This is a genomic window from Kitasatospora sp. NPDC059577 (assembly GCF_042735475.1).
Lineage (GTDB): Bacteria > Actinomycetota > Actinomycetes > Streptomycetales > Streptomycetaceae > Kitasatospora.
Map to the genome: position 1 here is coordinate 116,094 of NZ_JBHWBZ010000003.1, position 23,145 is coordinate 139,238.

Here is a 23,145-nt window from a genome sequence, read left to right on the forward strand (position 1 = left end):
GTTTACACGCGCCGGGCGTTCGGTCCGGGCGCGCCTCCCGCGCGCCGTCGAGCTTCCGGGCGCTGGTCGTACGGCCCCCGGGCGAGCAGCAGCAGCGGCGCGGGGGCGAGGATCTCCACCTTCCGGGTGCCGGTGCGCACCAGCCCCTGGTCGCGCAGGAGCCGGAGCGCCTTGGCCACCGCCTCGCGGGTGGCGCCGACGGTGGCGGCGAGTTCGTCCTGGGCCAGGTGGACCACCGCGGCGACGTCGTCCCGGCCCGGCCGGGAGGTGGCGTCGGCGTGGGAGAACTCGACCAGGCGGCGGGCGAGCCGCTGCACCACGGTGAGCGAGGCCAGGGCCGACCGCTCCCGGTCCGAGTCCCTTAGCCGGGAGGCGAGTTGGGTCATCACCTGACTGCCGACCCGGGGACTTTCGGCCAGGAACCGGCGGAACCCGTCGCCGGGGATCACCAGGGCCTCGACCGGGCCCAGCGCCTGGACCGTCGCACTGCGCGGACGCTGGTCCAGCGCGGCCAGTTCGCCGATCAGTTCGCCCGGCCCGCGGAGTCCGAGGACGAGCCGGGTGGCGCCCCGGTCGATGGCCGTGAAGACCATCGACCAGCCGGTCAGGACCAGCAGGACGTGCGTCGAGCGGTCCCCTTCGGAGAGCAGGTGCTGCTCCGGTGCGAAGGTCCGCGGGGCTCCGAGTGAGGTGAGGGCTTCGAGGTCGTGGGCCGTGAGTGTTCGGGCGAACGGCAGGTCGCCGCCGAGCAGGCCCATGCCACCCCCTGGTGATCACCGACGGCCCTGGTCCGGTCTGACGTTGGGAGATCGTAGACCCGCCGGGGCCGGATTTTGGCCGAATTTCTCACAATGGAGGCGTTGTGGTGCCAGAGAGTCGGATGTGACCTGTGGGGCGTCTTCACATATACCCGCCGGGCCGCACTCCGGGTGGTGATTCCGCAGGTCAGAAGGGGTTCTGTGGCGAACTCGGGGATTTTTCGGACACGATTCGGATATCTCTTGGCAACAGTGTGGTGTACACATTCGATGCGCCGGAGTGCGCCCCCGCGCGCGAATTCCGGCTACGTGCGCTGTATCCGCTCCTGCGCCCGGCGCACACGCTCCGGCTGCGCCCCCTGAGAGGGGTCGGGAGCGGGCTTGCGCGCCGGTGGTTACGGAAGGTCGCAGCAGGACGGGACGGTTGACCGCATGGCGGAGGCCGGGGCCGTCCTCCGCCCGTGCGCGGCACGGGTCGTCGGCGTCATGCCCGCCCTCGGCGTCATGGGCGCCGGTCTGACCAACTCGGTCGACACCGTCCGGCGGACCGACACGACGGTCGGCGAGGTGGAGGTGGAGGCGGAGCCGGCGACAGGGGGTGCGACGTACTCGGTCGCTGCTTCCCCGGCGTTCCGCCCACGCCCACGCCCCGGCCGTCGCCCGTCGACGAGGGCGGCGATCCGCTCGGCGGCTTCGGCGGCACTCTCGTGCTCCCAGACGCGGACCGACAGCCAACCGGCGTCGGCGAGGCGGGCGTCGGTGTCCCGGTCCCGGGCCCGGTTCTTCTCGATCTTCTCCCGCCAGAATTCGGCGTTGTTCTTGGGCCACGTCGCGTGTTCCGGGCAGCCGTGCCAGAAGCAGCCGTCGACGAAGACCGCGACGCGGGCCGGGCCGAACAGGATGTCGGCCTCGCGGCGCATGCCCTTGAGCGGCTTGCGGTGGACGCGGTAACGGAACCCGGCCGCGAACAGGGCGCGGCGGAGGGTGACCTCGATTCCCGTGTCGTGACTGCGCTGCTTGCTCATCCGGGCGCGGATCTTCGGAGTGGTCTCCAAGGAGGGCATGACCCCATTCTGGCGCCGGGGTCCGACAGGGGCCCTGCCGGACCCGGCCCCCGTCGAGGGGCCGGGCCGGGGGTGGGTCAGGCCAGGGTGGTGACGGCGGTCTTCACCTTGTCGCCGATGGCGGCGGGGAGGGGGACGTAGCCCTTCTCGGCGATGGCCTTCTGGGAGGCGTCGCCGATGGTGTAGGCGAGGAAGGACTTGAGGGTGTCGAGGGACTCGGCCTTGTTGCCCTTGTCGCAGACGACCTCGTAGGTGACGAGGACGATCGGGTAGGCGTTGTCGGCCTTGGTGCCGTAGTCGAGGGAGAGGGCGAGGTCGCCGTCGGCGCCGACGACGGTGGAGGTGGCGAAGGTGGCGGCCGCGTTGGCGGCGGTGGCCTCGACGGGCTTGGTGGCGCCGGTCGAGATCCGGGCGCTCTTGAGGTTGTTGATCTGGGCGTAGGACAGCTCGGCGTAGCCGATGGAGTTCTTGACCTGCTTGATCTGGGCGGAGACGCCGGCGCTGCCGTTCGCGGACTGGCCGCCCTTGCCCTTCCACGCCTTGTCCGGGGCCGCGCTCCAGGCTCCGCCGGAGGTCTTGGCGAAGTAGGAGGTGAGGTTGAAGGTGGTGCCGGAGTCGTCGGAGCGGTGGACGGACTGGATGTCGGCGTCCGGCAGCTTGGCGCCCGGGTTGAGGGCGGCGATGGCCGGGTCGTTCCACTTGGTGATCTGCGAGTCGAAGATCTTGGCGGCGGTCGGGCCGTCCAGGACGAGGTCGTCGACGCCGTCGACGTTGAAGACCAGCGAGACGAGGCCGCCGACCATCGGCAGGCCGATGGCCTTGCCGCCGGTGCAGACGGCCTTGGAGGCGTCGACGTCGGCGGGCTTGAGGACGTAGTCCGTGCCGGCGAAGGCGACCTTGCCCTGGGTGAACTGCTGGACGCCCGCACCGGAGCCGCCGCCGCTGTAGTTGACGGTGGTGCCGGAGCAGGAGGTGGCGTAGGTGGTCTTCCACAGGTCCATCGCGTTGCCCTGCGCCGTGGAGCCGGCGCCGAGGAGGGTGCCGCCCTTGCCGCAGGCGACCGCGGGCGCGGAGCCGTTCGCGGTGGCCGTCCCGGTCTTGTTGTCGTCGCTCCCGCAGGCGGTGAGCGACAGGGCGCCTGCCAGTGCCATCGTGCTCAGGGCGAGGGTGGCGGACCGGCGGTTGCGCTGGAGCATCTGTGGATCCCTCTCGTCGGCGTGTGCGTCCGTGGACGCGGTCTCGGTGACCTCGGCGCGAAGACCGTAGGCGGCGCGGGTGAACGCGGGTTCCGGGCACGGGTGAACCCGTGGTGAAGGGCGGGGGGTCGGGGCGGGACGCGACGGCCCCCCGCCCTTATGACAACGGCATTGACGTGTTGCGCGGGCCACCTGTTTCATGGCTCGCACTTCCCGCGCGCACCGCCCCCGAGGTGCGCGCGTTCCCCCACACACACGTGCACCCCACGACCACACACGTGCACCCCCACGACCAAGGCGGTGATCCGTTGGCATCGACGGTGAAGGACACGGGCGGCGGCCCGAGAACGGACGCGAGCGGCTCCAGCGTCGTGATGCGAAAGTCGCTCGGCCTGTTGGACGGCGCGACGATCGCCGCGTCCAGCACGGCCGCCACCAGCAGTATCGGGATCGGCCTGGGCCTGATGGCCGGCGTGGTCGGCCTGCACCTGCCGGCGATCATGCTGCTGGCCTTCCTGCCCGTGCTCGCGATCGCGGGCGGCTACGGGCGGCTGAACGCGGTGGAGCCGGACGCCGGCAGCAGCTACCGCTGGGTCGGGCGGATCCTCAACCCCTGGCTGGGGTTCCTCACCGGCTGGGTGAACACCGTCGGCACGGTGGTGTTCATGGCGTACACCACGACCGTCACCGGCTCGTCGATCATCCAACTGCTCGACGAGGCGCACCTGCGCAGCGTCGCGGGCCTGCGGCTGGACGCGGACTCCACCGTCCAGTGCACCCTGCTCGGCCTGGTCGTCCTGGTCGGCGCCGCGCTGGTCGCGGTGCGCGGGCTGGAGACGGCCGCCCGGCTGCAGAAGGCGCTGCTGGTGTTCGAGTACGCGGTGCTGCTCGGCTTCTGCGGGTACGGGCTGTTCGCGGGTGACCAGCCGTTCTCCGTGCAGTGGTTCAACCCCTTCGACATCCCCTCCTTCGACGCCGTCGCGCAGGGCATGGTGCTGGCCGTGTTCTGCTACTGGGGCTTCGAGTCGGTGTTCAGCGTCGGCGAGGAGGTGCGCGACCCGCGCGACGCCTCCCGGGGCGGCATACTCGCCCTGGTGGTGATGCTGCTGCTCTTCCTGCTGGCCGGCACCGCGTTCCAACGGGTCCTGCCGATCGACGAGTTGGCGGACAACGGCGCGCACGGACTGACCTACTTCGGCACCAGGCTCGCCCACCAGCCGCTTGCCGCACTGCCGTTGATCGCGCTGATGTTCTCCGCGGTGGCCTCGCTGCAGTCCTCGGTGATCCCGACCGCCCGCGGGATGTACGCGATGGGACGCGACCGGGTGCTCGGCCCGGTCTGGACCCGGCTGCACCCCCGGCACGCCACGCCCGCCGTCGGCACGCTGCTGATCACCGGCGTCGCCGTCGCCCTGGCCCTGGCCTCGATCGCCATCCCGACCGTCAACGACCTGATCTCGGCCGCCGTCAACGCGATCGGCGTCATCGTCGCGCTCTACTACGCGCTGACCGCCGTCGCCGCGGCCGTCCGGTTCCGCGGGCTGCTGCGCACCGACCCGGTGGAGGCGCTGCGCGCGGTGGTCGGCCCCCTGCTGGGCGCGGCGGCACTGCTCGCGGTCGGCGGCTACCTCGCCTGGACCTTCTACGACTCCACCGACCACTTCGAACTGTCCGCCGACAACGGGTGGTTCGAGCTGACGGTGGTGACGCTGATGGTCGTCACCGGGCTGCCGGCGGCGGCCTGGGCCCGCTGGCGGCGGCGCTCGCCGTACTTCCTGGACGGCGCGGGGGATCCGGGCAACTCCCCGGCCGTTCAGGAGTCGTAGGGCGCACGGCGACGGAGAGGACGACGAAAGGCCGCACGGCGAAGCACGTCGCGCCACGCGCGAGGGATCCGAGAGATCCGAGGGGTCCGAGGGATCCGGCAGACACGAGTTGCACGAGAACGGAGCACCACCCATGACCCAGGCCGATCTGGTCTTCACCCGCGGCCCCGTCCACACCGGTGACGCCGCCCGGACGAGGGCGAGCAGCCTGGCCGTCGTCGGCGAGCGGATCGCCGCCGTCGGGCACGACGAGGTCCGCGAGCTGATCGGGCCGAAGACCGAGGTCGTGGACCTCACCGGCAAGCTGCTGCTGCCCGGCTTCCAGGACGCGCACATCCACGCGGTGTACGGCGGAACGGAGTTGGCGGCCTGCGACCTCACCGGGACGGTCGGCGTCGCCGACTACCTGGAGCGGATCCGGGCGTACGCGCAGGCCCATCCCGGGCAGGAGTGGATCACCGGAAGCGGGTGGTCGATGGAGAGCTTCGACGGCGGCCTGCCGACCCGCCGGCTGCTGGACTCCGTCGTCCCCGACCGGCCGGTGTACCTGACCAACCGGGACCACCACGGCGCCTGGGCCAACACCCGGGCGCTGGAACTCGCCGGCCTCACCCGGGACACCCCCGACCCGGCCGACGGGCGGATCGAGCGCGAGGCCGACGGCACCCCCGGCGGCACGCTGCAGGAGGGCGCCACCGCGCTGGTCGCCCGGCTGGTGCCGCCCTCCACCGCCGCCGACCGGCTGGACGGGCTGCTGCGCGCCCAGCGGCTGCTGCACTCGCTCGGCATCACCGGCTGGCAGGACGCGCTGCTCGGCGAGTTCAACGGCCAGCCGGACCCGTCCGACGCCTACCTGGCCGCGGCGCGCTCCGGCGCGCTGACCGCCCGGGTGACCGGCGCGCTCTGGTGGCAGCGTGACCGGGGTGCCGAGCAGATCGCCGAACTGGTGCGACGGCGAGAGGAGTTGAGCCACGGGAGGTTCCGGGCCGGCTCGGTGAAGATCATGCAGGACGGCATCGCGGAGAACTTCACCGCCGCGATGACCAGCCCGTACCTGGACGGCTGCGGCTGCGCCACCCCCAACTCCGGCCTCAGCTTCGTCGATCCGGACGCGCTGCGCGGGTACGTCACCGAACTGGACGCGCTCGGCTTCCAGGTGCACTTCCACGCGCTCGGCGACCGGGCCGTCCGTGAGGCGCTGGACGCCGTCGAGGCCGCCCGGACCGCCAACGGGTGGCGCGGCGCCCGGCACCACCTCGCCCACCTCCAGGTGGTCCACCCGGACGACCTGGCCCGCTTCGCCCGGCTCGGCGCGATCGCCAACATCCAGCCGCTCTGGGCCGCCCACGAACCGCAGATGGACGAGCTGACCATCCCCTTCCTCGGCCCGGAACGCGCCGCCTGGCAGTACCCGTTCGGCGACCTCCAGCGCGCGGGCGCCACCCTGGCGGCGGGCAGCGACTGGCCGGTGAGCAGCCCGGACCCGCTCGCGGGCCTGCACGTGGCGGTCAACCGGATGGAGCCGGAGGCCACCGACGGCCGGGTCTTCCTGCCCGAGCAGCGGCTCGACCTGGGCTCCGCCATCGCCGCGTACACGGCCGGGTCCGCGTACGTGAACGGGCACGACGACGCGGGTGTGCTGGCGGCCGGCCGGCTCGCGGACCTGGTCGTGCTCGACCGGGACGTCCTCACCGGGCCGGCCGGGGAGATCGCGCAGGCCCGGGTGCTGCGGACCTACGTGGGCGGGGAGCTGGTGCACGCGGCGGAGTGAGCCCGGCCGGGGATCCGGGGCCGGGCCGCGGCTCCGAGGCCCGGGGGTGCCGGTCCGAGCCCCCGGGGTGCGGGCAGGAGGCCCGGGGCGGGCCGGCCGCCGGTGGTGAGCGCACGGGGGCGCACCACCGGCGGTGCCGTGTCCGAGGGCCGGCGGTCAGCCGTCGTCAACGTCGCCCGCCGAGTCGCCCCCGCCCGCCGCGTGGCTCCTTCCCGCCGCGTCGTGCGAGGCCGCCCGGAGACGGGCCTCGGCCGCGTCGAGGAGCAGGTCCAGGGCGTACGGGTAGCCGCTGCGGCGCATGTCGCCGGTGAGCAGTTCGGCGGTCGCGGCGATGTGCGGGTGGGTGGTGGCGTCGAGCCGGGCGTAGGAGGCCTGCCAGACCCGGAGGTCGGCGGCCGCGGCGGGTGCCGGGAGGGCGAGCGCGGCGGCGTCCAGGGCGGCGAAGCCCAGGCTCTGGTCGACGAAGGCGTGGTAGACGCGGACGGCCTCCGGGTCCGGGAAGCCGGCGGTGCGCAGGATGCCGAGGATGGTCTCGACGGCGGCGATCTCGTGGGCGCGGCCGGTGGTGCGGTGGGCGGCGAGCAGGGCGGCCTGCGGGTGGGCCTGGTAGGCGGCGTGGATGCGCAGGCCGATGGCGCGCAGGTCGGCGCGCCAGTCACCGGTGGGCTGCCAGCCGTGCTGGGCCTGGCCGATGAGGTCGTCGGCGACGGCGAGCAGCAGGTCGTCGGTGCTGTGGAAGTAGCGGTAGACCGCGCTCGGGTCGGCGCCGAGCGCGGCGCCGAGGCGCCGTACGGTGAGCGCGTCGGCGCCGTGCTGTCCGATCAGCCGGATCGCGGTGTCGACGATCAGCTCGGCGGAGAGGACGACGCCCTGTTTGGTGGGGCGCCGGCGCCTCCGCTGCGGTTCGGGGATCACGCGGTCGGTCATGCCCGCAGGCTATGTCAACGGCGTTGACGGAGAGAAGGGGCGAGGCGGGACGAAGTGGTCCGGGGCGGCGTGGGGTGGGGTGCGGAGTGCGGCGGGCCGGGACTCGGTCAGACCACCCGCCGCAGCCAGCCGTACCGGTCCTCGGCGCGTCCGTACTGGATGTCCAGCAGGTGCCCGCGGATGTCGAGGGTGTACTTGCCGGGCGCACCGCCGCCGACGGTGAACTCGAAGCCCTCGCCCTCCAGCGCGACGATCGGGGTGATCACCGCCGCGGTGCCGGCCGCGAACACCTCGGTGACGCTGCCGTCGGCGGCGCCTGCGCGCAACTCGGCGAAGGTGACGGCGCGTTCGACCGGTGTCAGGCCGAACTCGGCGGCGAGGGCCAGGATCGAGTCCCGGGTGACGCCGTCGAGGATGGTGCCGAGCCCGGGGGTGACCAGCTCGCCGCCCGAGGTGACCAGGCACAGGTTCATCGTGCCGGACTCCTCCAGGTCGCCCTCGCCGCCGGTGTCGTCCAGGAACAGCACCTGGTCGCAGCCGTGCTCCCGCGCCTCGATCTGCGCGGCCAGGCTGGAGGCGTAGTTGCCGCCGCACTTGGCCGCGCCCGTGCCGCCCCGCCCGGCGCGGGTGTACCGGCTGCTGACCCACAGCGTGATGCCGGTGACCCCGCCGGGGAAGTACGGCCCGGCCGGGCTCGCGATGACCGAGTAGACGACCTCCTCGGCGGGCCGCACCCCGAGGAAGGCCTCCGAGGCGAACATGTACGGCCGCAGGTAGAGGCTCGCCTCGCCCCCGGCGCCCGGCACCCACGCCTCGTCCGCGCGGACCAGTTCCTCGACGCTCGCGAGGAAGTCCTCCTCCGGCAGCACGGGCAGCGCGAGCCGCTCCGCGGAGCGGGCGAAGCGGCGGGCGTTGAACTCGGGCCGGAACAGCCGGACGCCGCCGTCGGCGTGCCGGTAGGCCTTCAGGCCCTCGAAGATCTCCTGCGCGTAGTGCAGCACCGACGCGCTCGGGTGCAGCGAGAACGGCGCCAGCGGCCCGACCCGGCGGTCGTGCCAGCCCTCGCCCGTCGTCCAGGCGGCGGTGGCCATGTGGTCGGTGAAGTGCTTGCCGAAGCCCGGCTCGGCGAGGACGGCGCGTCGCTCCGCCTCCGGTACGGGGGTGGTCGTCCGGACCAGCGGGAATGCGGGACGCATCGTCAACTCCTCAGCACCGAAGCGGAATCTGCCCGATCGGGCGCCGGTTGCCGACGCCTCGCCCGTCATGCTAACGGCCATCAGCCGGACGGGATACGGGACGTGGGGGTCCCCTGGGGCTGCGCCCGGGCCCGTTCCGGTCGCGGTGAGCGTGACGCCGAGCGTGAACACCGAGGGTGACGCCGAGGGCGACGCCGAGGGCGAGGGCGGGGGCGAGGCGGCCGGGACGAACCGGGCACGGCGAACGGACACGGAGGTTCCCCCCGTAGCGGTGGCGGGTGGATCACCTCTCCTGGCAGGGGCGGGACTTCCCGGTCGTGAAGGGGTGCGCGATCGAGGTCGAGGGCGTGCCCCGCACCGTCCGCACGGTCGCCGTACCGCGGAGCCTCCAGGACGAGTACCGGGTGGCGGTCCGGCGGGACGGCGCGGCGGCCGAGGAGCGCCTGACGCTGGAGATGGACGGGGTGGACGCCGCCGTGCCGTGCCGAGCGGCCGACGGAGGACGCGGCGGTTCCCCAAGGGATCCCCTCGATCCTGTGATCGTTCCGGGTGGATCGGGCGGGTTGTGCGACCACCCTTCCAAGCGGGTGTTCAGGCCGGGGCGGGCGGCAGAACTGCCGCTGGGCTGACCGCCGCTCCACGGAGGAACGGCCGGGGGCCGACCGGCGACCGGGCGGCCGGAGACGGACGACCGACCAACGACCGGGCGACGACCGGGAATCGGGGGAGACGCATGAGCGGCAACGGCAGTGGCAACGGCAGTGGAAGTGGCGGCAGCGGTGCCGGGGCGGGGTTCAGCGCCCATCCGGACAAGCTCGGGGACGCGGGCGACCAGCTGGTGACGGCGAGCACCGACGTGGGATCGGTCAAGGACACGCTCGGCACGCTGGGCATGTCCGGCGAGGACACCTTCGGCGAGTACGGCGCGGGGGACGCGGCGAAGGCGTTCTGGCAGGCCTGGCAGGACGAGTTGGGCGTGAACGTCGACGCGCTGAAGGACCTCGGCGGCCGGGTGCACACCACCGCGGCCAACTACACCGGCACCGACCACGTCGTCGGTGAGCAGTGCCGGCAGCAGGGGGCGTGACGGTGCCCGACCACAGCCCGAACCCGCTCGGCCCGTTCGGCATCGACCTGGGCAACCAGCGGGAGCAGGCCGAGCGGCTCAAGAAGACCATCGACGAGTCCCACGGCATGTGGGGCGCCGGAGACCTCAAGTACGCCGTCCACGACGCCCTGCAGCTGCCAGCGCCCAAGGGGGACCCGGGCAAGCTCGGCGAGTTCGCCGCCGCGTACAACACGGCGAACAGTCAGCTGGACATCATCCAGATGAAGGTGGCGCGGGTCGGCGCCGAGCACCTGCCGGACGCCTGGGCCGGACAGGTCGGGGAGAAGGCGGCCGAGGTCGTCAAGGCCTCCGCCGACGACGTCGACCGGCTCGGCGCCCTGCCGCGCGCCCTGGTCTTCCTCGGTGAGGTGGTCCGCTCCGGCGGCACCCGCCATGCCGCCGCGCTCCCCGAACCGCTGCCCGGCCCGGCGGCCGCCGTGGCGCGCGGCTGGCTGGAGGCGGCCTCGATGGTCGCCGGGGACGTGACCGGGGACCTGCTGGTCGCCCGATGGCTGGACGCGGTCGCCGCCGTCCTGGCGCTGCGGGTCACCCACCGGGAGGCGAGCGCGTGCCGTGGCGCCGGATCCTGATCGCGTCGGTCGCCGTGCTGGCCGTCGCGGGCGTGGCGGGCGCGGTGGTGGTGCACCGGATGACCACCGGCACGCTCGACCACGGCACGGTCTTCGCCCAGACCTCCGGTGAACTGAGCGTCAGGCCGGGCGAGTTGTTCTCCGTCGAGGTCAGCGCCCACCGGGTGACCGGGCAGGTCTGGACCGTGGCCGAACCGGACCCGTCGGCCGGCTCGTCCGTCGGTGCGTCGGTCGGTGCGTCGGTCGGTGCGTCGGTCGGTGCGTCGGCCGGTTCGTCCGCCGGCTCGTCCGCCGGTGCGTCGACGGGAGGTGCCTCCGTGCGGGCCGTGGGCGACGAGTACGTCAAGAACGTCGGTCTCGGGGACCTGGTCGGCGCCACCGGCTCGGCGGGCTCCGGCGGCCGCTACTACTTCGTCTTCCGCGCCGGCCCCGATCCGGGCCGCACCACCATCACCCTGCACAACCCCAACCACGTCGGCCGCCCCGGGAGTTCCGACCAGGACGAGCGGCGCTTCACGGTCGACGTGCGCTGAGCGGGCGCGGGGGAGACCGAGGCACCCGGCCGGCGGTAGGGGGCCCGGAGGGAGCGCGTCCGGGAGTGACCGCCGTGCAGCCCGCACCCCCCGGCCGGGGTGGTTCAGACCCGCCCCGGCCGGGGGTTCAGGTGGACTATCCGGGCGTCCCCGCCCGCCTACTGTCGATCCTGTGCCGCCGGGACGGCGCGGTGGGGCTCGACCAGGGGTGGGACGTGGGGGCGACGGGGCGCGCAGCGCGGGGGAACGGGCGTCCGGTGGGGGTGACGGGGCGTGCGGAACGGGCCGTGTGCGGGCGAGTGCGGGGTGTGCGCGGGCGGTGTGCGCGCCGGAAGCCGGAAGCCGGCGGGGCCGACGGCCCGCGTACGACGGGGGCCGGGATGAGGACGGGGTGGCGTCGGTACGATCGGTGTATGGGTGGTGCGGACGAAGAAGCCTGGGACTCCGAGGCGACGGAGCGGGCGGTGGCGGTGCTGAAGGCGGTCGCCGATCCGTCCCGGTACCGGCTGTTGTGGGCGTTGAGCCGGCGGGAGGCGCCGGTGAGCGAGCTGGCCGAACTGCTGGGCGCGCACGTGGCGGCGACCTCGCAGCACCTGGCGAAGCTGCGGGCGGCCGGGCTGGTGGTGGCGCGCCGGGAGGGGACGCGGATCTTCTACCGCGCCACCGAGGTGCGCGGCCTGCTCACCGAGGCCGCCCTGATCGCCAACGACCTGCCCTCCCGCCGCGACGGCGGCGACGGCGGCGCGGCCCCGGCCGGGGCGACCGCCCCGCAGCCCTTCGCCCGCGCCGTCCGGGCGGTGCGTCGCCGCCCGGCGACCGGCCAGGCCGGGTGAGCCCTCAGCGGGCCGGGGGCGGCGGGTCCGACCGGTGCTCCGACCTGTACTCCTGCCGGTGCTCCGACCGGTACTCCTGCCGGTCCGAGTCGTACGTGAAGAGTCCGGCGTAGCGTCCCCAGTCGGTCGCGGTCTCCAGCTGCCGGTCGGTCCGGTCACCGGTGTAGTGGCGGGCGAGCAGGTCGCGGAGGAAGCCCGCGCGGACGGTCGCGCCGGGCCGGTCGCCGAGGCTGTTGACGATCAGTCTGATCAACGGGACGCCGAGGGCGGCGCCGGCGAAGACCGCGCGGGCGTCCTGGGCGTCGGCGCCGGCGAACGCGGCACCGTCCGGGGTGAGGACCAGGTCGTCGCCGTGGAGGGCGGCCAGGCCGAGCAGGTCGAGGGCGTCGACCTGGGGGAGCAGGTCGTCGATGTCGAGGCCGAGTTCGTCGGCGAGGTCGACGAGGTCGCAGCGCCCGCCCCGGTGGGCGATCGTCGCGGCGAGTCCGGAGAGACCGTCGACCGTGGCCGTGGGAAGCGGGGTGGTGGCGACCGTCGGGCGCTCAGGGCGGAGGACGTTGTCGTCGGGTCGGGCTCCGTCCGGTGCGCCGTCGTCGGGTCGGGCTCCGTCCGGTGCGCCGTCGTCGGGCCGGGCCCCCTCCGGTGCGCCGTCGTTCCACCCGACGGGCCCGGAACGGCCGTTCGGACGGGGGTCCTTGGGGCGGCCGGTCATGATCCGGTAGACCCGGTCGACCAGGTCGTCGAAGGCGGCGCAGTCGCGGTCGCGCGGCCGTTCCAGACCGACCTCGACGGTCTCCCGGATGGTGCCGTGCGGGCGGGTGCCGAGGACGACGACGCGGTCGGCCATCAGCACCGCCTCCTCGATGTCGTGGGTGACCAGGACGACGGCCCGGGTCGGGAACTGGCCGGAGTCCCACAGTTCCAGCAGCTCGCCGCGCAGGTGCTCGGCGGTGAGGACGTCGAGCGCGGAGAACGGCTCGTCCATCAGCAGCACGTCGGGTTCGACGACCAGCGCCCGGGCGAAGCCCACCCGTTGGCGCATGCCGCCGGAGAGCTCGCGGGGGTAGGCGGACTCGAAGCCGGTCAGGCCGATCAGGTCGATGGCCTGGGCGGCGGCCCGGGCGCGTTCGCGGGGTGCCACCCCGCGCGCCTCCAGGCCGAGCTCGACGTTCTGCCGGACGGTCAGCCAGGGCAGCAGGGCGAAGGTCTGGAAAACCAGCGCGGTGCCGGGGTTGGCCCCGGTGAGCGGGGTGCCGCGGTAACGGACGGTGCCGGTGCCGGGCGGGAGGAGCCCGGCCAGGCAGCGCAGCAGAGTGGACTTCCCGGAGCCGGAGCGGCCGAGCAGCGCGACGATCTCGCCGGACCGGACGGTGAGGTCGATGCCGGAGAGCACGGGCAACTCACCGTCGGCCCCGGCGTAGGCCTTGGTCAGCCCGACGGTCTCCAGCAGGACCTCGTCCCGCCCGGGGGGCGGGGCGGGAACGGCCCGGCGGGCCGTCGAGGCGGCGGCGCGGAAGAAGGGGAGGCGCATCGGCGGGGTCTCCGGGACTAGAGCGAGTAGCGGCGCTCGGCCAGCCGGTACAGCCGGCGCCAGAACAGGCGGTTGAGGGCGACGACGTAGAGGCTCATCACCGCTACGCCGGCGAGCAGGTGCGGGTGGTCGCCGCGTTCGGTGGCCCGGGCGATGTACGCGCCGAGGCCGGTGGCGGTGAGCGTGGTGCCGCCGAAGGTGACCACCTCGGAGACGATGGAGGCGTTCCAGGCGCCGCCGGAGGCGGTGATGCCGCCGGTGACGTATGCCGGGAAGACACCGGGGATGATCAGCCGACGCCAGCGCTGCCAGCCGTGCACGCCGAGGTCGTCCATGGCCTCGCGCAGGTCGGTGGGGATGGCCATGGCACCGGCGATGGCGTTGAACAGGACGTACCACTGGGCGCCGAGCGCCATCAGCAGGATGCCGCCGACGTCGATCGACAGACCGGTGCGCAGCAGCAGCCAGACCGCCAGCGGGAAGAGGAGGTTGGCCGGGAAGCTCGCCAGCACCTGGACGACGGGCTGGGCGATCCTGGTCAGCCGTGGCGAGAAGCCGATCCGCACTCCGACCGGCACCCAGACGACGGTGGCCACCGCGACCAGGACGACGACCCGGGCCAGGGTGGCCAGACCGAGCAGCAGCGGTTCGCCGAACACGCCGAGGCCGGTGCGGTCGGCGAGGTAGCGGCCGAGGTCGACCAGGCCCCAGAGCACGATGCCGCCCGCGACGACGGCGAAGACCACGTCGCCGGCCCGCTGTCGCGCGGGGTGGGGGAGGTGACGGGGGCGGTGGCCTGGGTGGCCTGGGTGGCCGTTGTGGCCGGGAACGCCGGGGCGGGCGGGGTGTGCGGGTCGGCCCGACCGCGGCCCGCGGCCGGTGCCGGACAGCCGGCCGGCCCGGCCGAGCGCCCGCCCGACCGGGCGCAGCACCCGGCCGAGCAGGGCGGGCAGGTGCGATCGGCGCAGCAGGTCGAGGACGACGGAGCGCTGGACCGAGGAGGCTTCGGACTGCTCGTTGCGGAACCGTTCGGCCCAGGCGGTCAGCGGCCGCCAGAAGAGGAAGTTGACGCCCACCACCAGCACGACCATGGTGGCGATCGCCCAGCCGACCCGGCCGAGGTCCCCGGCGGCGATCGCCGCGCCCGCGTACGAGCCGACCCCGGGCAGCGCGTACCGCTGGTCGTCGACGCTGATCGCCTCCGATGCGACCAGGAAGAACCAGCCGCCGCCGAAGCTCAGCATGCCGTTCCAGACCAGGCCGATCATGCCCGAGGGCAGCTCGACCCGCCAGAACCGCATCCACCGGCTGAACCCGAACGAGCGCGACAGCTCGTCGAGTTCACGCGGCAGGGAGACCAGCGAGTGGTAGAAGGCGAAGGTCATGTTCCACGCCTGGGACGTGAAGATGGCGAACACGGCGGCGCATTCGAGGCCCACCATCGAGCCGGGGAACAGGGCGAGGAAGCCGGTCACCGCGACGGTCAGGAAGGCGAGCACCGGCACCGACTGGAGGATGTCCAGGGCGGGGATCAGCACGCGTTCCAGGCGGCGGCTGCGGGCGGCGGCGTAGGCGTAGCCGAAGGTGAAGACGACCGAGACGGCGAGTGCGGCGAACATCCGCAGCAGTGTGCGGGCCGCGTCGTACGGCAGCCGGGCCGGGTCGGTGTCGACGACGGCGTCCCGGGCGGTGGCGAACCGGACGGTGGTGTCCCCGCCGAGCCGCAGCCCGGTGTACAGCAGGACCAGGACGGCGGCCGCGACGACCAGGTCCACCCACACGCCCCGGCCGAGGCGGCCGGTCGTGCGGGGGGTGGGCAGCGGCCCCCGGGACAGGATCCGGGACAGGACCGGGGCCGTGTCCGGGGACCTGCCCGCAGGCCGGACCGGGGTCGTACCCGGGGTCGTGCCCGGGTCCGTGGCCGGATTCGTGGCCGGACTCGTGCCCGGGGCGGGCTTCGGCAGGGTCATGGCGGTACCTCCGGCGCAAACCCCGGCAGTCTGCTCCGTTCGTACGTCTGTGTGCAAATGGACCTTTGCGCATGGGGTGCACCCCGGAGTGTTTCCGGGGTGCGTCCCGGGCCAGGCCGCGGGTCACCTCGTGGATTGCGTCCCGGATCAGGTTCCGGATGGGGTCTCGGGGGAGGTTCGGGGGGAGGTTCCGGGTGGGGTCTTGGGGGAGGGACGGTTCCGGGCGGCAGTGACCAGGAGGCGGGCGGTCGGGGTGGGAAGGTCCAGGTGGTGGGCGATCCACTGCGGGTCCTGGCCGTGGGTGGCGAACATCCAGGCGGTGTAGAGCCGGTTCAGGCCGGGAGTGCCGGGGGCGAGTAGGAGCGGCCGGACCTGCTCCATCGGAAAGCCCTCCAGGGAGCGGGCCGTGAACCACTGGGTGTCGTCGTCGCCCGGTGCGTTCGTCCCGGCCTGCGCGCTCCGTGCGCTCCGTCGGCGCGCCAGGTCCGCCAGGTCCGCCAGGTCCGCCGGGTTCTGCGGGTCCGCCGTCCGGGCCGTGCCCGCCCGCCGCCGGCCGGTGGCCAGCAGCAGGGCGAGCAGCAGGCCCGCGACCGAGGCGCCGATGAGCACACCGGACAGGAAGAGGCGCAGCGGGCCCGGCGCGAGGCCGACGGCGAGGCCCTGGAGGGCGAGCACGAGCAGGACGCCGGACAACGCGGTCGCTCCGCGGCTCCGGGGAGACCTGCCGTTCCGGGAGGACGGACCGTTCCGGGTGAATGGACCGTTCCGGGTGAACGGGGAGCTCCGGGGGAACGAGGCGGAGCGGTGGAACAGAGCGGTGCGGGTCATGGCGGGTCCTCCTTCGGCGGTGCCGGGAGTGGGTGTGCTCAGGCGACGCGGGCCAGCCGGGGGTCGTACTTGTAGCCGATCTGGCGGACGGTGGCGATCGCCTCCCGGTGCCCGGGGCCGAGCTTGCGGCGGATCCTGGCGATGTGGGTGGCGACGGTGCGGCTCTCGCCGGTGTCCGGGCGGCCCCAGACCGCCTCCATCAGCTGGCGGCGGGAGTGGACCCGCAGCGGGTTGCCGACCAGGTGCGCGAGCAGCTCGAACTCCAGGTAGGGCAGCGGGGTGAGCCGGTGGCCGTCGACGGTGACGGTCCGCTGCTCGGTGTCCACCACGAGGCCGGCGGCGGTGGAGCCGGGTCCGGAGCCGGCTGCGGCGCGTCGGGGCGGGGCGGGGGCGTGATCGGAGAAGACGGCGTCGAGCCTGGGGCGGCGCACGACCATGGCGGATGCTCCCTCGGAGGGTAGGGGACAGGAGGGTCGGTCAGCGGGCGAGGTGCCAGGTGGCCTCCAGCCGGGTGGTGCCGTCCGGGGCGGTGGCGGTCCGCCAACGGGCGCGCATCCCGCTCGTGCGGTCGCCCGCCGGTGTGGCGGCCGGGACGACGGCCGACGCGGCGGCGGCCTGCAGGACGGCGTGGTCCAGCGGGCTCGCTGCCAGCCGTCGGCCGACGGCGGCGAGGGCGGCGAGGGCGGCGCGGGTCCGGCCCCGGTCGGTGGACGGACGGGCGGGTCGGAAAGCGGCGACGATGGTCATGGCAGGTCACCTCCGTGACGGGTCGGTGGTCGGTCGGCGGTCAGCCGTCAGCCGTCAGCCGTCAGCCGTCAGCCGTCGGCCGTCAGCCGTCAGCCGTCAGCCGTGAGCCTTGTGCCGTGAGTGCCGAGCGGTGGACGGGGTCGGGGGTCCGACGGCTCGGGCTCAGTGGCTCAGCGCGGTCTGGACGATCTTGACGATGACCATCACCATCGCCACGAGCAGGTAGGCCCGCAGGGCGCCCATGCCGACCTTGCGGGCGGTGGACATCACCGGCTTGTCGAGGGTCTCCAACGGGGGCATCCGCCAGTCCTCGCGGCCGGTGCGGTCGACGGGGTCCTCCTTGGTGGCCGTCCGGCCGAAGGTGAACGAGTACCCGGCGACCAGGACGCCGGCGACGCCGCAGCCGGCCATGATCCACAGGATCGCGCCGGAGCTGATGTCCGGCCAGACCACGGCCGCGGTGAGGATCATCGAGAGCGTCACCAGGACGCCGACCACGGCGGAGGTGAAGGCGTTGGTCCTGGGCCCGTTCACCCAGGGGCCGAGCACCGCCCTGTCGTTGCAGAGCAGCAGCAGGAAGACGGTCGCGGAGGGCAGCAGTACCCCGGCCAGCACCTGCACGAACTGCGTCATCAGGCCCTGCGTGTAGTCGGTGGACAGCAGGGTGATCGCCGCTGCCGCTACCACCAGGCCCGCGTAGATCCCGTAGAAGCCCTTGGCGCCCTTCACGCCGCGGTGCAGCGAGTGCTTGATGCCGAACACGTCGCCGATCGCGTACGCGGTGGAGAGCGAGACGGCGAACGCGCCGATGATGGAGGCGTCCAGCAGCGCGATCGCGAACAGCACCCCGGCGAGGTGGCCCGCCTTGGCCTCGATGCCCCGGGCGACGGCGCCCGCGTCGGAGAACTGTCCGAACCCGTCGGTGCCGGCGAACGCGGCGGCGGTGAAGCCCATCATGGCGGCCGCGCCGACGATCACGATCACGATGCCGATCCACAGGTCGGCCTTCTCGTAGGTCATGAAGCGCGGGGTGATCCGCTTGTCGATGACGTACGACTGCTGGAAGAACAGCTGCCAGGGGGCGACGGTGGTGCCGACGATCGAGATGATCACCAGCATCACGGCGGCGAGCTGCCCCGAGCCGCCGGGCACGGTGGGCGTCACGAAGTCGTGCGCCATCTGCGAGGTCCTCGGGTGCACCAGGAAGTAGATCGGCACCAGCAGCAGCGAGCCGACGCACAGCGTCACCGCGACCCGCTCGAAGCGCCGGAACGAGCCGGTGAACGCGGAGGCGATGATGATCGCCGCCGCCAGCACCACCGAGGCCGCCTTCGGCAGTCCCAGGTAGCCCGCCGCGAGCGTCACCCCGATGAACTCCGTCACGAGCGTCAGCGCGTTCAGCAGGAACAGGTCGACGACGCTGAACGCGCCCCAGAACCTGCCGAACCGCTCCAGGATCAGCCGGGCGTGCCCGACCCCGGTGACCGCGCCCAGGCGCAGCACCATCTCCTGGTTGACGTACAGCACCGGGACCAGCATCAGCAGCGTCCACAGTAGTTGGGTGCCGTAGTTCTGCCCGGCCTGCCCGTACGTCGAGAAGGCGCCGGCGTCGTTGTCGCCGACCATCACGATCAATCCGGGCCCGACGATCGCGAGCAGGGTCTTCAGCCGGGCCGACAGTCCCTGCCGCGGTGCGGTGTCATCGAGGCGGACGGTGCCGAACGCGCCCTTGATGTCGCCGATGTGGGCGTCGTCGAGGACCGCCGGGCGGGGCGTCGTCGGCGCCTTGGGGTCGAGGGTGGCGTGCGTGGTCATGAGTTCCTCCCGTGGGCCCCGTGCGGACGGGGCGGGTCGGAGGCACGCGGCGGTACCTCCCTGCAGGTGGGCATGACGCATCGGCGCGCGGCGGTCCGCCGCTCATGAGGAGGTCTCATGAGCGAGGGGGAGTTCGGACATGAGCGCGTCTCATGGGCCAACCCATGAGCAAGTCTCATGAGCTCGACCATGAGCGCGCCTCATGGCGCGAACAGGCATGGCGTAGCCGCGTGCCGGATCGACGCGTCGTCAGAGCGACGTGCAGGGAAGGTCGTTACCGCGTGCCGGAGGTGTGCGAGGGCAAGCGGGGGTAGGGGCAACTGTGGCCCGGACTACTGCATTCCATGTCTCTCGCCTCCTCCCGGCCGGCGCACCCCGTGGTGCGAGTCATCGACGCGGCAAGGAGTTCACCGGTCCGCGCGATGCGACCACCGGTTCACCCCAACTCGTCAGAGCCTATCCCCGCCGGCGACCCATACTTGCGCACTTGGTTAAACCTTTACCTTTTCGGTCGGGTGGCACGCCCACCCGGGTGACGCGGGGTTTGGCCGTCCGGCCGCCACGGAACGACTTCCCGCCGTACCGGCAGCGGCACCAGGTCGTGCCCGGACCCGAGGGGTGGCATGGCGGCCGAAGGTTCCCAGGAGGCTCCCCGGCAGGCCCGGGCGCTGGCGCTCGCCCGGCGCCCGAAGCTGTGGCTCTTCCCGACCGTCCTGTGCGGCCTGCTGGCCGTCGTGCTCTCGCTGCTCTACATGGGCGGCATCGTGAACCCGACCGGGCACCTGCACCGGCTCCCCATCGCCCTGGTGAACGCGGACCGGGGCGCGCCGCCGCCCGGGCAGCCGGCCAACCTCGGCACCCAGCTGACGAAGGCGATCGTGGCCGGCACGCCCGACAGCACCGTCGACTGGCGGCAGGTGGACGAGGCCGGACTGCGCGAACAGCTCGCCTCCGGCAAGGTCTACGGCGCGCTGGTCGTCCCCGAGGACTTCACCGCGGACGTCACCGCGCTGGTCGCCGGCGGCGCCACGAAGCGCCCGACCGTGACCGTGCTGACCAACCCCGGCCTGGGCAGCCTCGGTTCCTCGATGGCCGCGCAGATCGCCCAGAACGCCGCCCACCAGGCCTCCCAGGCGGCCGGCCGGGAACTGCTCGCCGCCGTTCCGCCCGCGAGCCCCGCGACCGCCGCGGGCCCGGACACCGGCGCCACCGCGCGCCTGTTGCTCGCCGACCCGTTCGCCGTCGCGACCCAGGTCGGCCACCCGATCGGCAGCCGCAGCGGACTCGGCCTGAGCGCCTTCTACTTCACCCTGCTGGCCGTCCTGACCGGCTTCATCGGCGGCAACATCATCCACAACGGCGTCGACGGCGCGCTCGGCTACAGCGACAGCGAGATCGGCCCCTGGCACACCCGCCGGCCGACCGTCCCGATCAACCGCACCCAGACCCTGCTGCTCAAGATGGTCATGACGGCCGGGATCATGCTGATCACCACCTCCCTGGTGCTGCTGTGCACGGTCGGCGTCCTCGGCATGGACGCCCCGCACCAGCCGATGCTCTGGCTCTTCGCCTACTGCGCCAGCCTCGCCGTCGGCCTCGGGGTGCAGGCGATCAACGCCGCGTTCGGCGGCATCGGACAGCTGATCTCGATGTTCGTCTTCATCGCGCTGGCCCTGCCCTCCTCCGGCGCGACCGTGCCGCTGCAGGCGGTGCCCTCCTTCTACCGCTTCCTGAGCGTGTTCGAGCCGATGCGCCAGCTCAGCGACGGCATCCGGGCGATCCTGTTCTTCGACGCCAGGGGCGACGCCGGGCTGGCCCGCGGCTGGACCATGATCGCCATCGGTGCGGTGCTGGCCCTGGCGTTCGGCTTCGGGATGACCCGCTACTACGACCGCAAGGGCCTGCACCGCTGGACGCCCCAGCCGACCGACTGAGCCGCCGGAACCGCGACCCGAACCGGAACCGCGACAGGCACGGCGACCGGGACCGGCACGGCGACCGGGACCGGCGCGTGGACCGGACGGCCGTGGCCGCGGCCGGGACGGGACCGGCGCGTGGACCGGACGGTCAGGCCTTCGTCACGGTCACCGTGAGGTGCTTCATGATCGGCTGGTCGCTCTGCGTGCTGTGGTCGCCGAGCGCACAGAGCACGTTCATCTCCGGCATGTACCCGGCCGCGCAGCCGCGCGGGATGTCGTACGGGACGGCCAGGTAGCCGCTCAGCGAGCGGGTGCTGCCGTCCCGGGCGGTGCTGGTGACGTCCACCCGGTCGAACTCGGCGATGCCGCGCTCGCGCATGTCGTCCTTGTTCAGGAAGACCAGGGTGCGCAGGTTCCGTACGCCCCGGTAGCGGTCGTCGTCCGAGTAGATGGTGGTGTTCCACTGGTCGTGCGAGCGCATCGTGCCCAGGGCCAGGGTGCCGGCCCCGGGGACGACGTCGGGCAGCGGGGCGGCGGAGAACTCGGCCTTGCCGGAGGGGGTGAGGAAGACCAGCTCGCGGGCGGGCTGCTTGATCCGGAAGCCCAGCGGCAGCCGCACCCGGCGGTTGAAGTCCTCGAAGCCGTCCAGGACCCGCGCCATGGTGTCGCGGATCCGGTCGTAGTCCTCGATGTACCACTCCCACGGCGTGGGGCTGTCCGGCAGGGCCGCGCGGGCCATCCCGGCGATGATCGCCGGCTCCGAGAGCAGGTGCGATGAGGCCGGCTTCTTCATGCCGACCGAGAGGTGCACCATGCTCATGGAGTCCTCGACGGAGGTGGACTGCAGCCCGCCGCGCTGCTGGTCCTTCTCGGTGCGGCCCAGGCAGGGCAGGATCAGCGCCTTCCGGCCGTGCACCAGGTGGCTGCGGTTCAGCTTGGTGCTCACCTGGAGGGTCAGCTCGCACCCGGCCAGGGCCTCGTAGGTGACGGGAGTGTCCGGCGCGGCGAGCGCGAAGTTGCCGCCCATGCCGACGAAGACCGTGACCGCGCCGCGCCGCATCGCCTCGATGGTGCGGACGGTGTCCAGCCCGTGCTCGCGCGGCGGATCGATCCCGCACACCTCGGCGAGCCGGTCCAGGAACTCCGCGGACGGCCGGTGGTCGATGCCGCAGGTGCGGTTGCCCTGGACGTTGCTGTGCCCGCGCACGGGGGAGGGGCCCGCGCCTTCGCGGCCCAGGTTGCCGCGCAGCAGCAGGAGGTTGACGATCTCCCGGACGGTGTCCACGCCGTGCTCGTGCTGGGTGACGCCCAGGCACCAGCTGAAGATCGACCGGTCCGCGTCGCGGTAGATCCGGGCGGCCTTGAGGACCTCGGCGCGGTCCAGCCCGCTCTGCCGCTCGATCTCCGCCCACGGCGTGGCCTCGCAGACCTCCCGGTAGGCTTCGAAGCCGCTGGTGTGGCGTTCCACGAACAGCCGGTCGAGGGCCCCGTCGTCGGTCGCGGACTGCTCCAGGATCGCCTTCGCCATCCCGCGCAGCAACGCCATGTCGCCGCCGATGCGCGGCTGGAGGTTCAGGGTGGAGGTGCGGGTGGACCGGTTCAGCGCCATGTCCGTGAAGTCGTGCGGGATGATCGTCCGGGTCGCCGCCGCCTCGACCAGCGGGTTGACGTGCACGACCTGCGCGCCCCGTTTGAACGCCTCGGCGAGCGCGGTCAGCATCCGGGGCGCGTTGGAGGCGGCGTTGACGCCCAGGATGAACAGCGCGTCGGCGACCTCCCAGTCCTTGAGGTCGACCGTGCCCTTCCCGGTGCCGAGCGCGGCCTGCAGGGCCCGTCCGCTGGCCTCGTGGCACATGTTGGAGCAGTCGGGCAGGTTGTTGGTGCCCAGCTCGCGGGCCATCAGCTGGTAGAGGAAGGTGGCCTCGTTGCCGAGCCGGCCGGAGGTGTAGAAAGCCGCCCGGTCCGGGTGGTCCAGCCCGCGCAGCGTCCGGCCGACGAGTTCGAAGGCGTCCTTCCAGCCGATCGGCACGTAGTGGTCGGTCGCGGCGTCGTAGACCATCGGCTCGGTGAGCCGCCCCTGGTCCTCCAGCGCGAAGTCGCTCCACCCCGACAGCTCGGTCACCGAGTGGGCGGCGAAGAAGTCGCGGCCCACCCGCTTGCGGGTCATCTCCCAGGTGACGTGCTTGATGCCGTTCTCGCAGATGTCCAGGTGCAGGCCCTTGGTGTCGTCGGGCCAGGCGCAGCCGGGGCAGTCGAAGCCGGTGTTCTCGTGGTTCATCCGCATGACCGCCCGCGGCCCGTCCACGTAGGCGCCCTCACGGGCCAGGAAGCGGGTCACGCTCCTGGCCGCGCCCCAGCCCGCGGCGGGGTGGTGGTACGGCGCGAACCGCGGCGGAGCGGCGGGGGAGGGGCCGATGTCCGGTTCCCGCGCGGGTTCGCGGCGGGCGGTCACGGCGGCGCCGTCGTCCGAAGCGTCGTCGGGGGCGTCGTCGGAGGTGGTCACGGTGCTCGCCTTCCCTCGCAGGGGCGCGCG

Annotated in this window: 20 protein-coding genes; 8 read left to right on the forward strand and 12 right to left on the reverse strand. The window is 73.3% G+C overall.

The window, feature by feature from the left end; genetic code table 11:
* Positions 1 to 2: 2 nt before the first annotated feature.
* The 3 genes from ACFV0O_RS04465 to pstS all read right to left on the reverse strand — a co-directional run bounded on the left by ACFV0O_RS04465 (position 3) and on the right by pstS (position 3,018).
* On the reverse strand, positions 3 to 758 hold the full coding sequence (locus ACFV0O_RS04465) for a Crp/Fnr family transcriptional regulator (protein ID WP_380336227.1): 756 nt from the start codon (positions 756 to 758) through the stop codon (positions 3 to 5).
* A 395-nt stretch (positions 759 to 1,153) separates the two neighbouring features.
* Positions 1,154 to 1,822 (reverse strand): very short patch repair endonuclease, encoded by a 669-nt coding sequence (locus ACFV0O_RS04470; protein ID WP_380336230.1) that lies wholly within the window; start codon positions 1,820 to 1,822, stop codon positions 1,154 to 1,156.
* A 77-nt stretch (positions 1,823 to 1,899) separates the two neighbouring features.
* Positions 1,900 to 3,018, reverse strand: a complete 1,119-nt coding sequence (gene pstS, locus ACFV0O_RS04475; protein WP_380336233.1) for a phosphate ABC transporter substrate-binding protein PstS — start codon at positions 3,016 to 3,018, stop codon at positions 1,900 to 1,902.
* Positions 3,019 to 3,392: 374 nt separating this feature from the next.
* Here pstS and ACFV0O_RS04480 point away from each other — a divergent pair, with 374 nt between their 5' ends.
* Positions 3,393 to 4,844 (forward strand): APC family permease, encoded by a 1,452-nt coding sequence (locus ACFV0O_RS04480; RefSeq protein WP_380336676.1) that lies wholly within the window; start codon positions 3,393 to 3,395, stop codon positions 4,842 to 4,844.
* 133 nt (positions 4,845 to 4,977) lie between these two features.
* The gene (locus ACFV0O_RS04485; RefSeq protein WP_380336236.1) at positions 4,978 to 6,615 is read left to right on the forward strand and encodes an amidohydrolase; all 1,638 of its coding nucleotides are present in this window, start codon (positions 4,978 to 4,980) and stop codon (positions 6,613 to 6,615) included.
* A gap of 156 nt (positions 6,616 to 6,771) precedes the next feature.
* On the opposite strand, the gene ACFV0O_RS04490 is transcribed toward ACFV0O_RS04485, so the two are convergent.
* Together ACFV0O_RS04490 and ACFV0O_RS04495 are read right to left on the reverse strand one after the other, a co-directional pair.
* Positions 6,772 to 7,542: a TetR/AcrR family transcriptional regulator gene (locus ACFV0O_RS04490; RefSeq protein WP_380336238.1), complete on the reverse strand. Its 771-nt coding sequence runs from the start codon at positions 7,540 to 7,542 to the stop codon at positions 6,772 to 6,774.
* A 107-nt stretch (positions 7,543 to 7,649) separates the two neighbouring features.
* Positions 7,650 to 8,738 carry a branched-chain amino acid aminotransferase gene (locus tag ACFV0O_RS04495; RefSeq protein ID WP_380336240.1) on the reverse strand — a complete coding sequence of 363 codons (1,089 nt, stop codon included), beginning with the start codon at positions 8,736 to 8,738 and terminating at the stop codon, positions 7,650 to 7,652.
* 278 nt (positions 8,739 to 9,016) lie between these two features.
* On the opposite strand from ACFV0O_RS04495, the gene ACFV0O_RS04500 reads away from it, so the two are divergent.
* The 5 genes from ACFV0O_RS04500 to ACFV0O_RS04520 all read left to right on the forward strand — a co-directional run bounded on the left by ACFV0O_RS04500 (position 9,017) and on the right by ACFV0O_RS04520 (position 11,802).
* Entirely contained in the window at positions 9,017 to 9,367 is a 351-nt protein-coding gene (locus ACFV0O_RS04500) for a hypothetical protein (protein WP_380336243.1), read from the forward strand.
* Positions 9,368 to 9,471: 104 nt separating this feature from the next.
* A complete protein-coding gene (locus ACFV0O_RS04505; RefSeq protein ID WP_380336245.1) occupies positions 9,472 to 9,825 on the forward strand; it encodes a hypothetical protein in 354 nt (117 codons plus the stop codon).
* Complete coding sequence (locus ACFV0O_RS04510; RefSeq protein WP_380336248.1) at positions 9,822 to 10,436, forward strand: hypothetical protein; 615 nt, start codon at positions 9,822 to 9,824, stop codon at positions 10,434 to 10,436. Before ACFV0O_RS04505 ends, ACFV0O_RS04510 begins: the two co-directional genes overlap by 4 nt.
* Positions 10,415 to 10,969, forward strand: a complete 555-nt coding sequence (locus ACFV0O_RS04515) for a hypothetical protein (protein WP_380336251.1) — start codon at positions 10,415 to 10,417, stop codon at positions 10,967 to 10,969. Before ACFV0O_RS04510 ends, ACFV0O_RS04515 begins: the two co-directional genes overlap by 22 nt.
* A 413-nt stretch (positions 10,970 to 11,382) precedes the next feature.
* Complete coding sequence (locus ACFV0O_RS04520) at positions 11,383 to 11,802, forward strand: ArsR/SmtB family transcription factor (RefSeq protein ID WP_380336254.1); 420 nt, start codon at positions 11,383 to 11,385, stop codon at positions 11,800 to 11,802.
* 4 nt (positions 11,803 to 11,806) lie between these two features.
* Here the strand turns inward: ACFV0O_RS04520 and ACFV0O_RS04525 are convergent, their stop codons facing one another.
* The 6 genes from ACFV0O_RS04525 to ACFV0O_RS04550 all read right to left on the reverse strand — a co-directional run bounded on the left by ACFV0O_RS04525 (position 11,807) and on the right by ACFV0O_RS04550 (position 18,693).
* Entirely contained in the window at positions 11,807 to 13,333 is a 1,527-nt protein-coding gene (locus ACFV0O_RS04525; RefSeq protein ID WP_380336256.1) for an ATP-binding cassette domain-containing protein, read from the reverse strand.
* A gap of 17 nt (positions 13,334 to 13,350) precedes the next feature.
* Positions 13,351 to 15,303 (reverse strand): ABC transporter permease, encoded by a 1,953-nt coding sequence (locus ACFV0O_RS04530; protein WP_380336259.1) that lies wholly within the window; start codon positions 15,301 to 15,303, stop codon positions 13,351 to 13,353.
* Between the two features lie 147 nt (positions 15,304 to 15,450).
* A complete protein-coding gene (locus ACFV0O_RS04535) occupies positions 15,451 to 15,996 on the reverse strand; it encodes a hypothetical protein (protein WP_380336262.1) in 546 nt (181 codons plus the stop codon).
* A gap of 173 nt (positions 15,997 to 16,169) precedes the next feature.
* Entirely contained in the window at positions 16,170 to 16,568 is a 399-nt protein-coding gene (locus tag ACFV0O_RS04540) for a winged helix-turn-helix domain-containing protein (protein ID WP_380336264.1), read from the reverse strand.
* Between the two features lie 40 nt (positions 16,569 to 16,608).
* A complete protein-coding gene (locus ACFV0O_RS04545; protein ID WP_380336266.1) occupies positions 16,609 to 16,878 on the reverse strand; it encodes a hypothetical protein in 270 nt (89 codons plus the stop codon).
* 162 nt (positions 16,879 to 17,040) lie between these two features.
* Positions 17,041 to 18,693: an NRAMP family divalent metal transporter gene (locus tag ACFV0O_RS04550; RefSeq protein WP_380336269.1), complete on the reverse strand. Its 1,653-nt coding sequence runs from the start codon at positions 18,691 to 18,693 to the stop codon at positions 17,041 to 17,043.
* 623 nt (positions 18,694 to 19,316) lie between these two features.
* Between ACFV0O_RS04550 and ACFV0O_RS04555 the strand changes: the two genes are divergently transcribed.
* The gene (locus ACFV0O_RS04555) at positions 19,317 to 20,627 is read left to right on the forward strand and encodes a YhgE/Pip domain-containing protein (RefSeq protein WP_380336272.1); all 1,311 of its coding nucleotides are present in this window, start codon (positions 19,317 to 19,319) and stop codon (positions 20,625 to 20,627) included.
* A 133-nt stretch (positions 20,628 to 20,760) separates the two neighbouring features.
* Here the strand turns inward: ACFV0O_RS04555 and ACFV0O_RS04560 are convergent, their stop codons facing one another.
* Complete coding sequence (locus ACFV0O_RS04560) at positions 20,761 to 23,064, reverse strand: FdhF/YdeP family oxidoreductase (protein WP_380336679.1); 2,304 nt, start codon at positions 23,062 to 23,064, stop codon at positions 20,761 to 20,763.
* Between the last annotated feature and the right edge of the window lie 81 nt (positions 23,065 to 23,145).

Bases quoted from the DNA above. Each gene is read 5' to 3' on its own strand.
- ACFV0O_RS04465 (WP_380336227.1), bottom strand. From the start codon at position 758: ATGGGCCTGCTCGGCGGCGACCTGCCGTTCGCCCGAACACTCACGGCC.
- ACFV0O_RS04470 (WP_380336230.1), bottom strand. From the start codon at position 1,822: ATGCCCTCCTTGGAGACCACTCCGAAGATCCGCGCCCGGATGAGCAAG.
- pstS (WP_380336233.1), bottom strand. From the start codon at position 3,018: ATGCTCCAGCGCAACCGCCGGTCCGCCACCCTCGCCCTGAGCACGATG.
- ACFV0O_RS04480 (WP_380336676.1), top strand. From the start codon at position 3,393: ATGCGAAAGTCGCTCGGCCTGTTGGACGGCGCGACGATCGCCGCGTCC.
- ACFV0O_RS04485 (WP_380336236.1), top strand. From the start codon at position 4,978: ATGACCCAGGCCGATCTGGTCTTCACCCGCGGCCCCGTCCACACCGGT.
- ACFV0O_RS04490 (WP_380336238.1), bottom strand. From the start codon at position 7,542: ATGACCGACCGCGTGATCCCCGAACCGCAGCGGAGGCGCCGGCGCCCC.
- ACFV0O_RS04495 (WP_380336240.1), bottom strand. From the start codon at position 8,738: ATGCGTCCCGCATTCCCGCTGGTCCGGACGACCACCCCCGTACCGGAG.
- ACFV0O_RS04505 (WP_380336245.1), top strand. From the start codon at position 9,472: ATGAGCGGCAACGGCAGTGGCAACGGCAGTGGAAGTGGCGGCAGCGGT.
- ACFV0O_RS04520 (WP_380336254.1), top strand. From the start codon at position 11,383: ATGGGTGGTGCGGACGAAGAAGCCTGGGACTCCGAGGCGACGGAGCGG.
- ACFV0O_RS04525 (WP_380336256.1), bottom strand. From the start codon at position 13,333: ATGCGCCTCCCCTTCTTCCGCGCCGCCGCCTCGACGGCCCGCCGGGCC.
- ACFV0O_RS04530 (WP_380336259.1), bottom strand. From the start codon at position 15,303: ATGACCCTGCCGAAGCCCGCCCCGGGCACGAGTCCGGCCACGAATCCG.
- ACFV0O_RS04540 (WP_380336264.1), bottom strand. From the start codon at position 16,568: ATGGTCGTGCGCCGCCCCAGGCTCGACGCCGTCTTCTCCGATCACGCC.
- ACFV0O_RS04545 (WP_380336266.1), bottom strand. From the start codon at position 16,878: ATGACCATCGTCGCCGCTTTCCGACCCGCCCGTCCGTCCACCGACCGG.
- ACFV0O_RS04550 (WP_380336269.1), bottom strand. From the start codon at position 18,693: ATGACCACGCACGCCACCCTCGACCCCAAGGCGCCGACGACGCCCCGC.
- ACFV0O_RS04555 (WP_380336272.1), top strand. From the start codon at position 19,317: ATGGCGGCCGAAGGTTCCCAGGAGGCTCCCCGGCAGGCCCGGGCGCTG.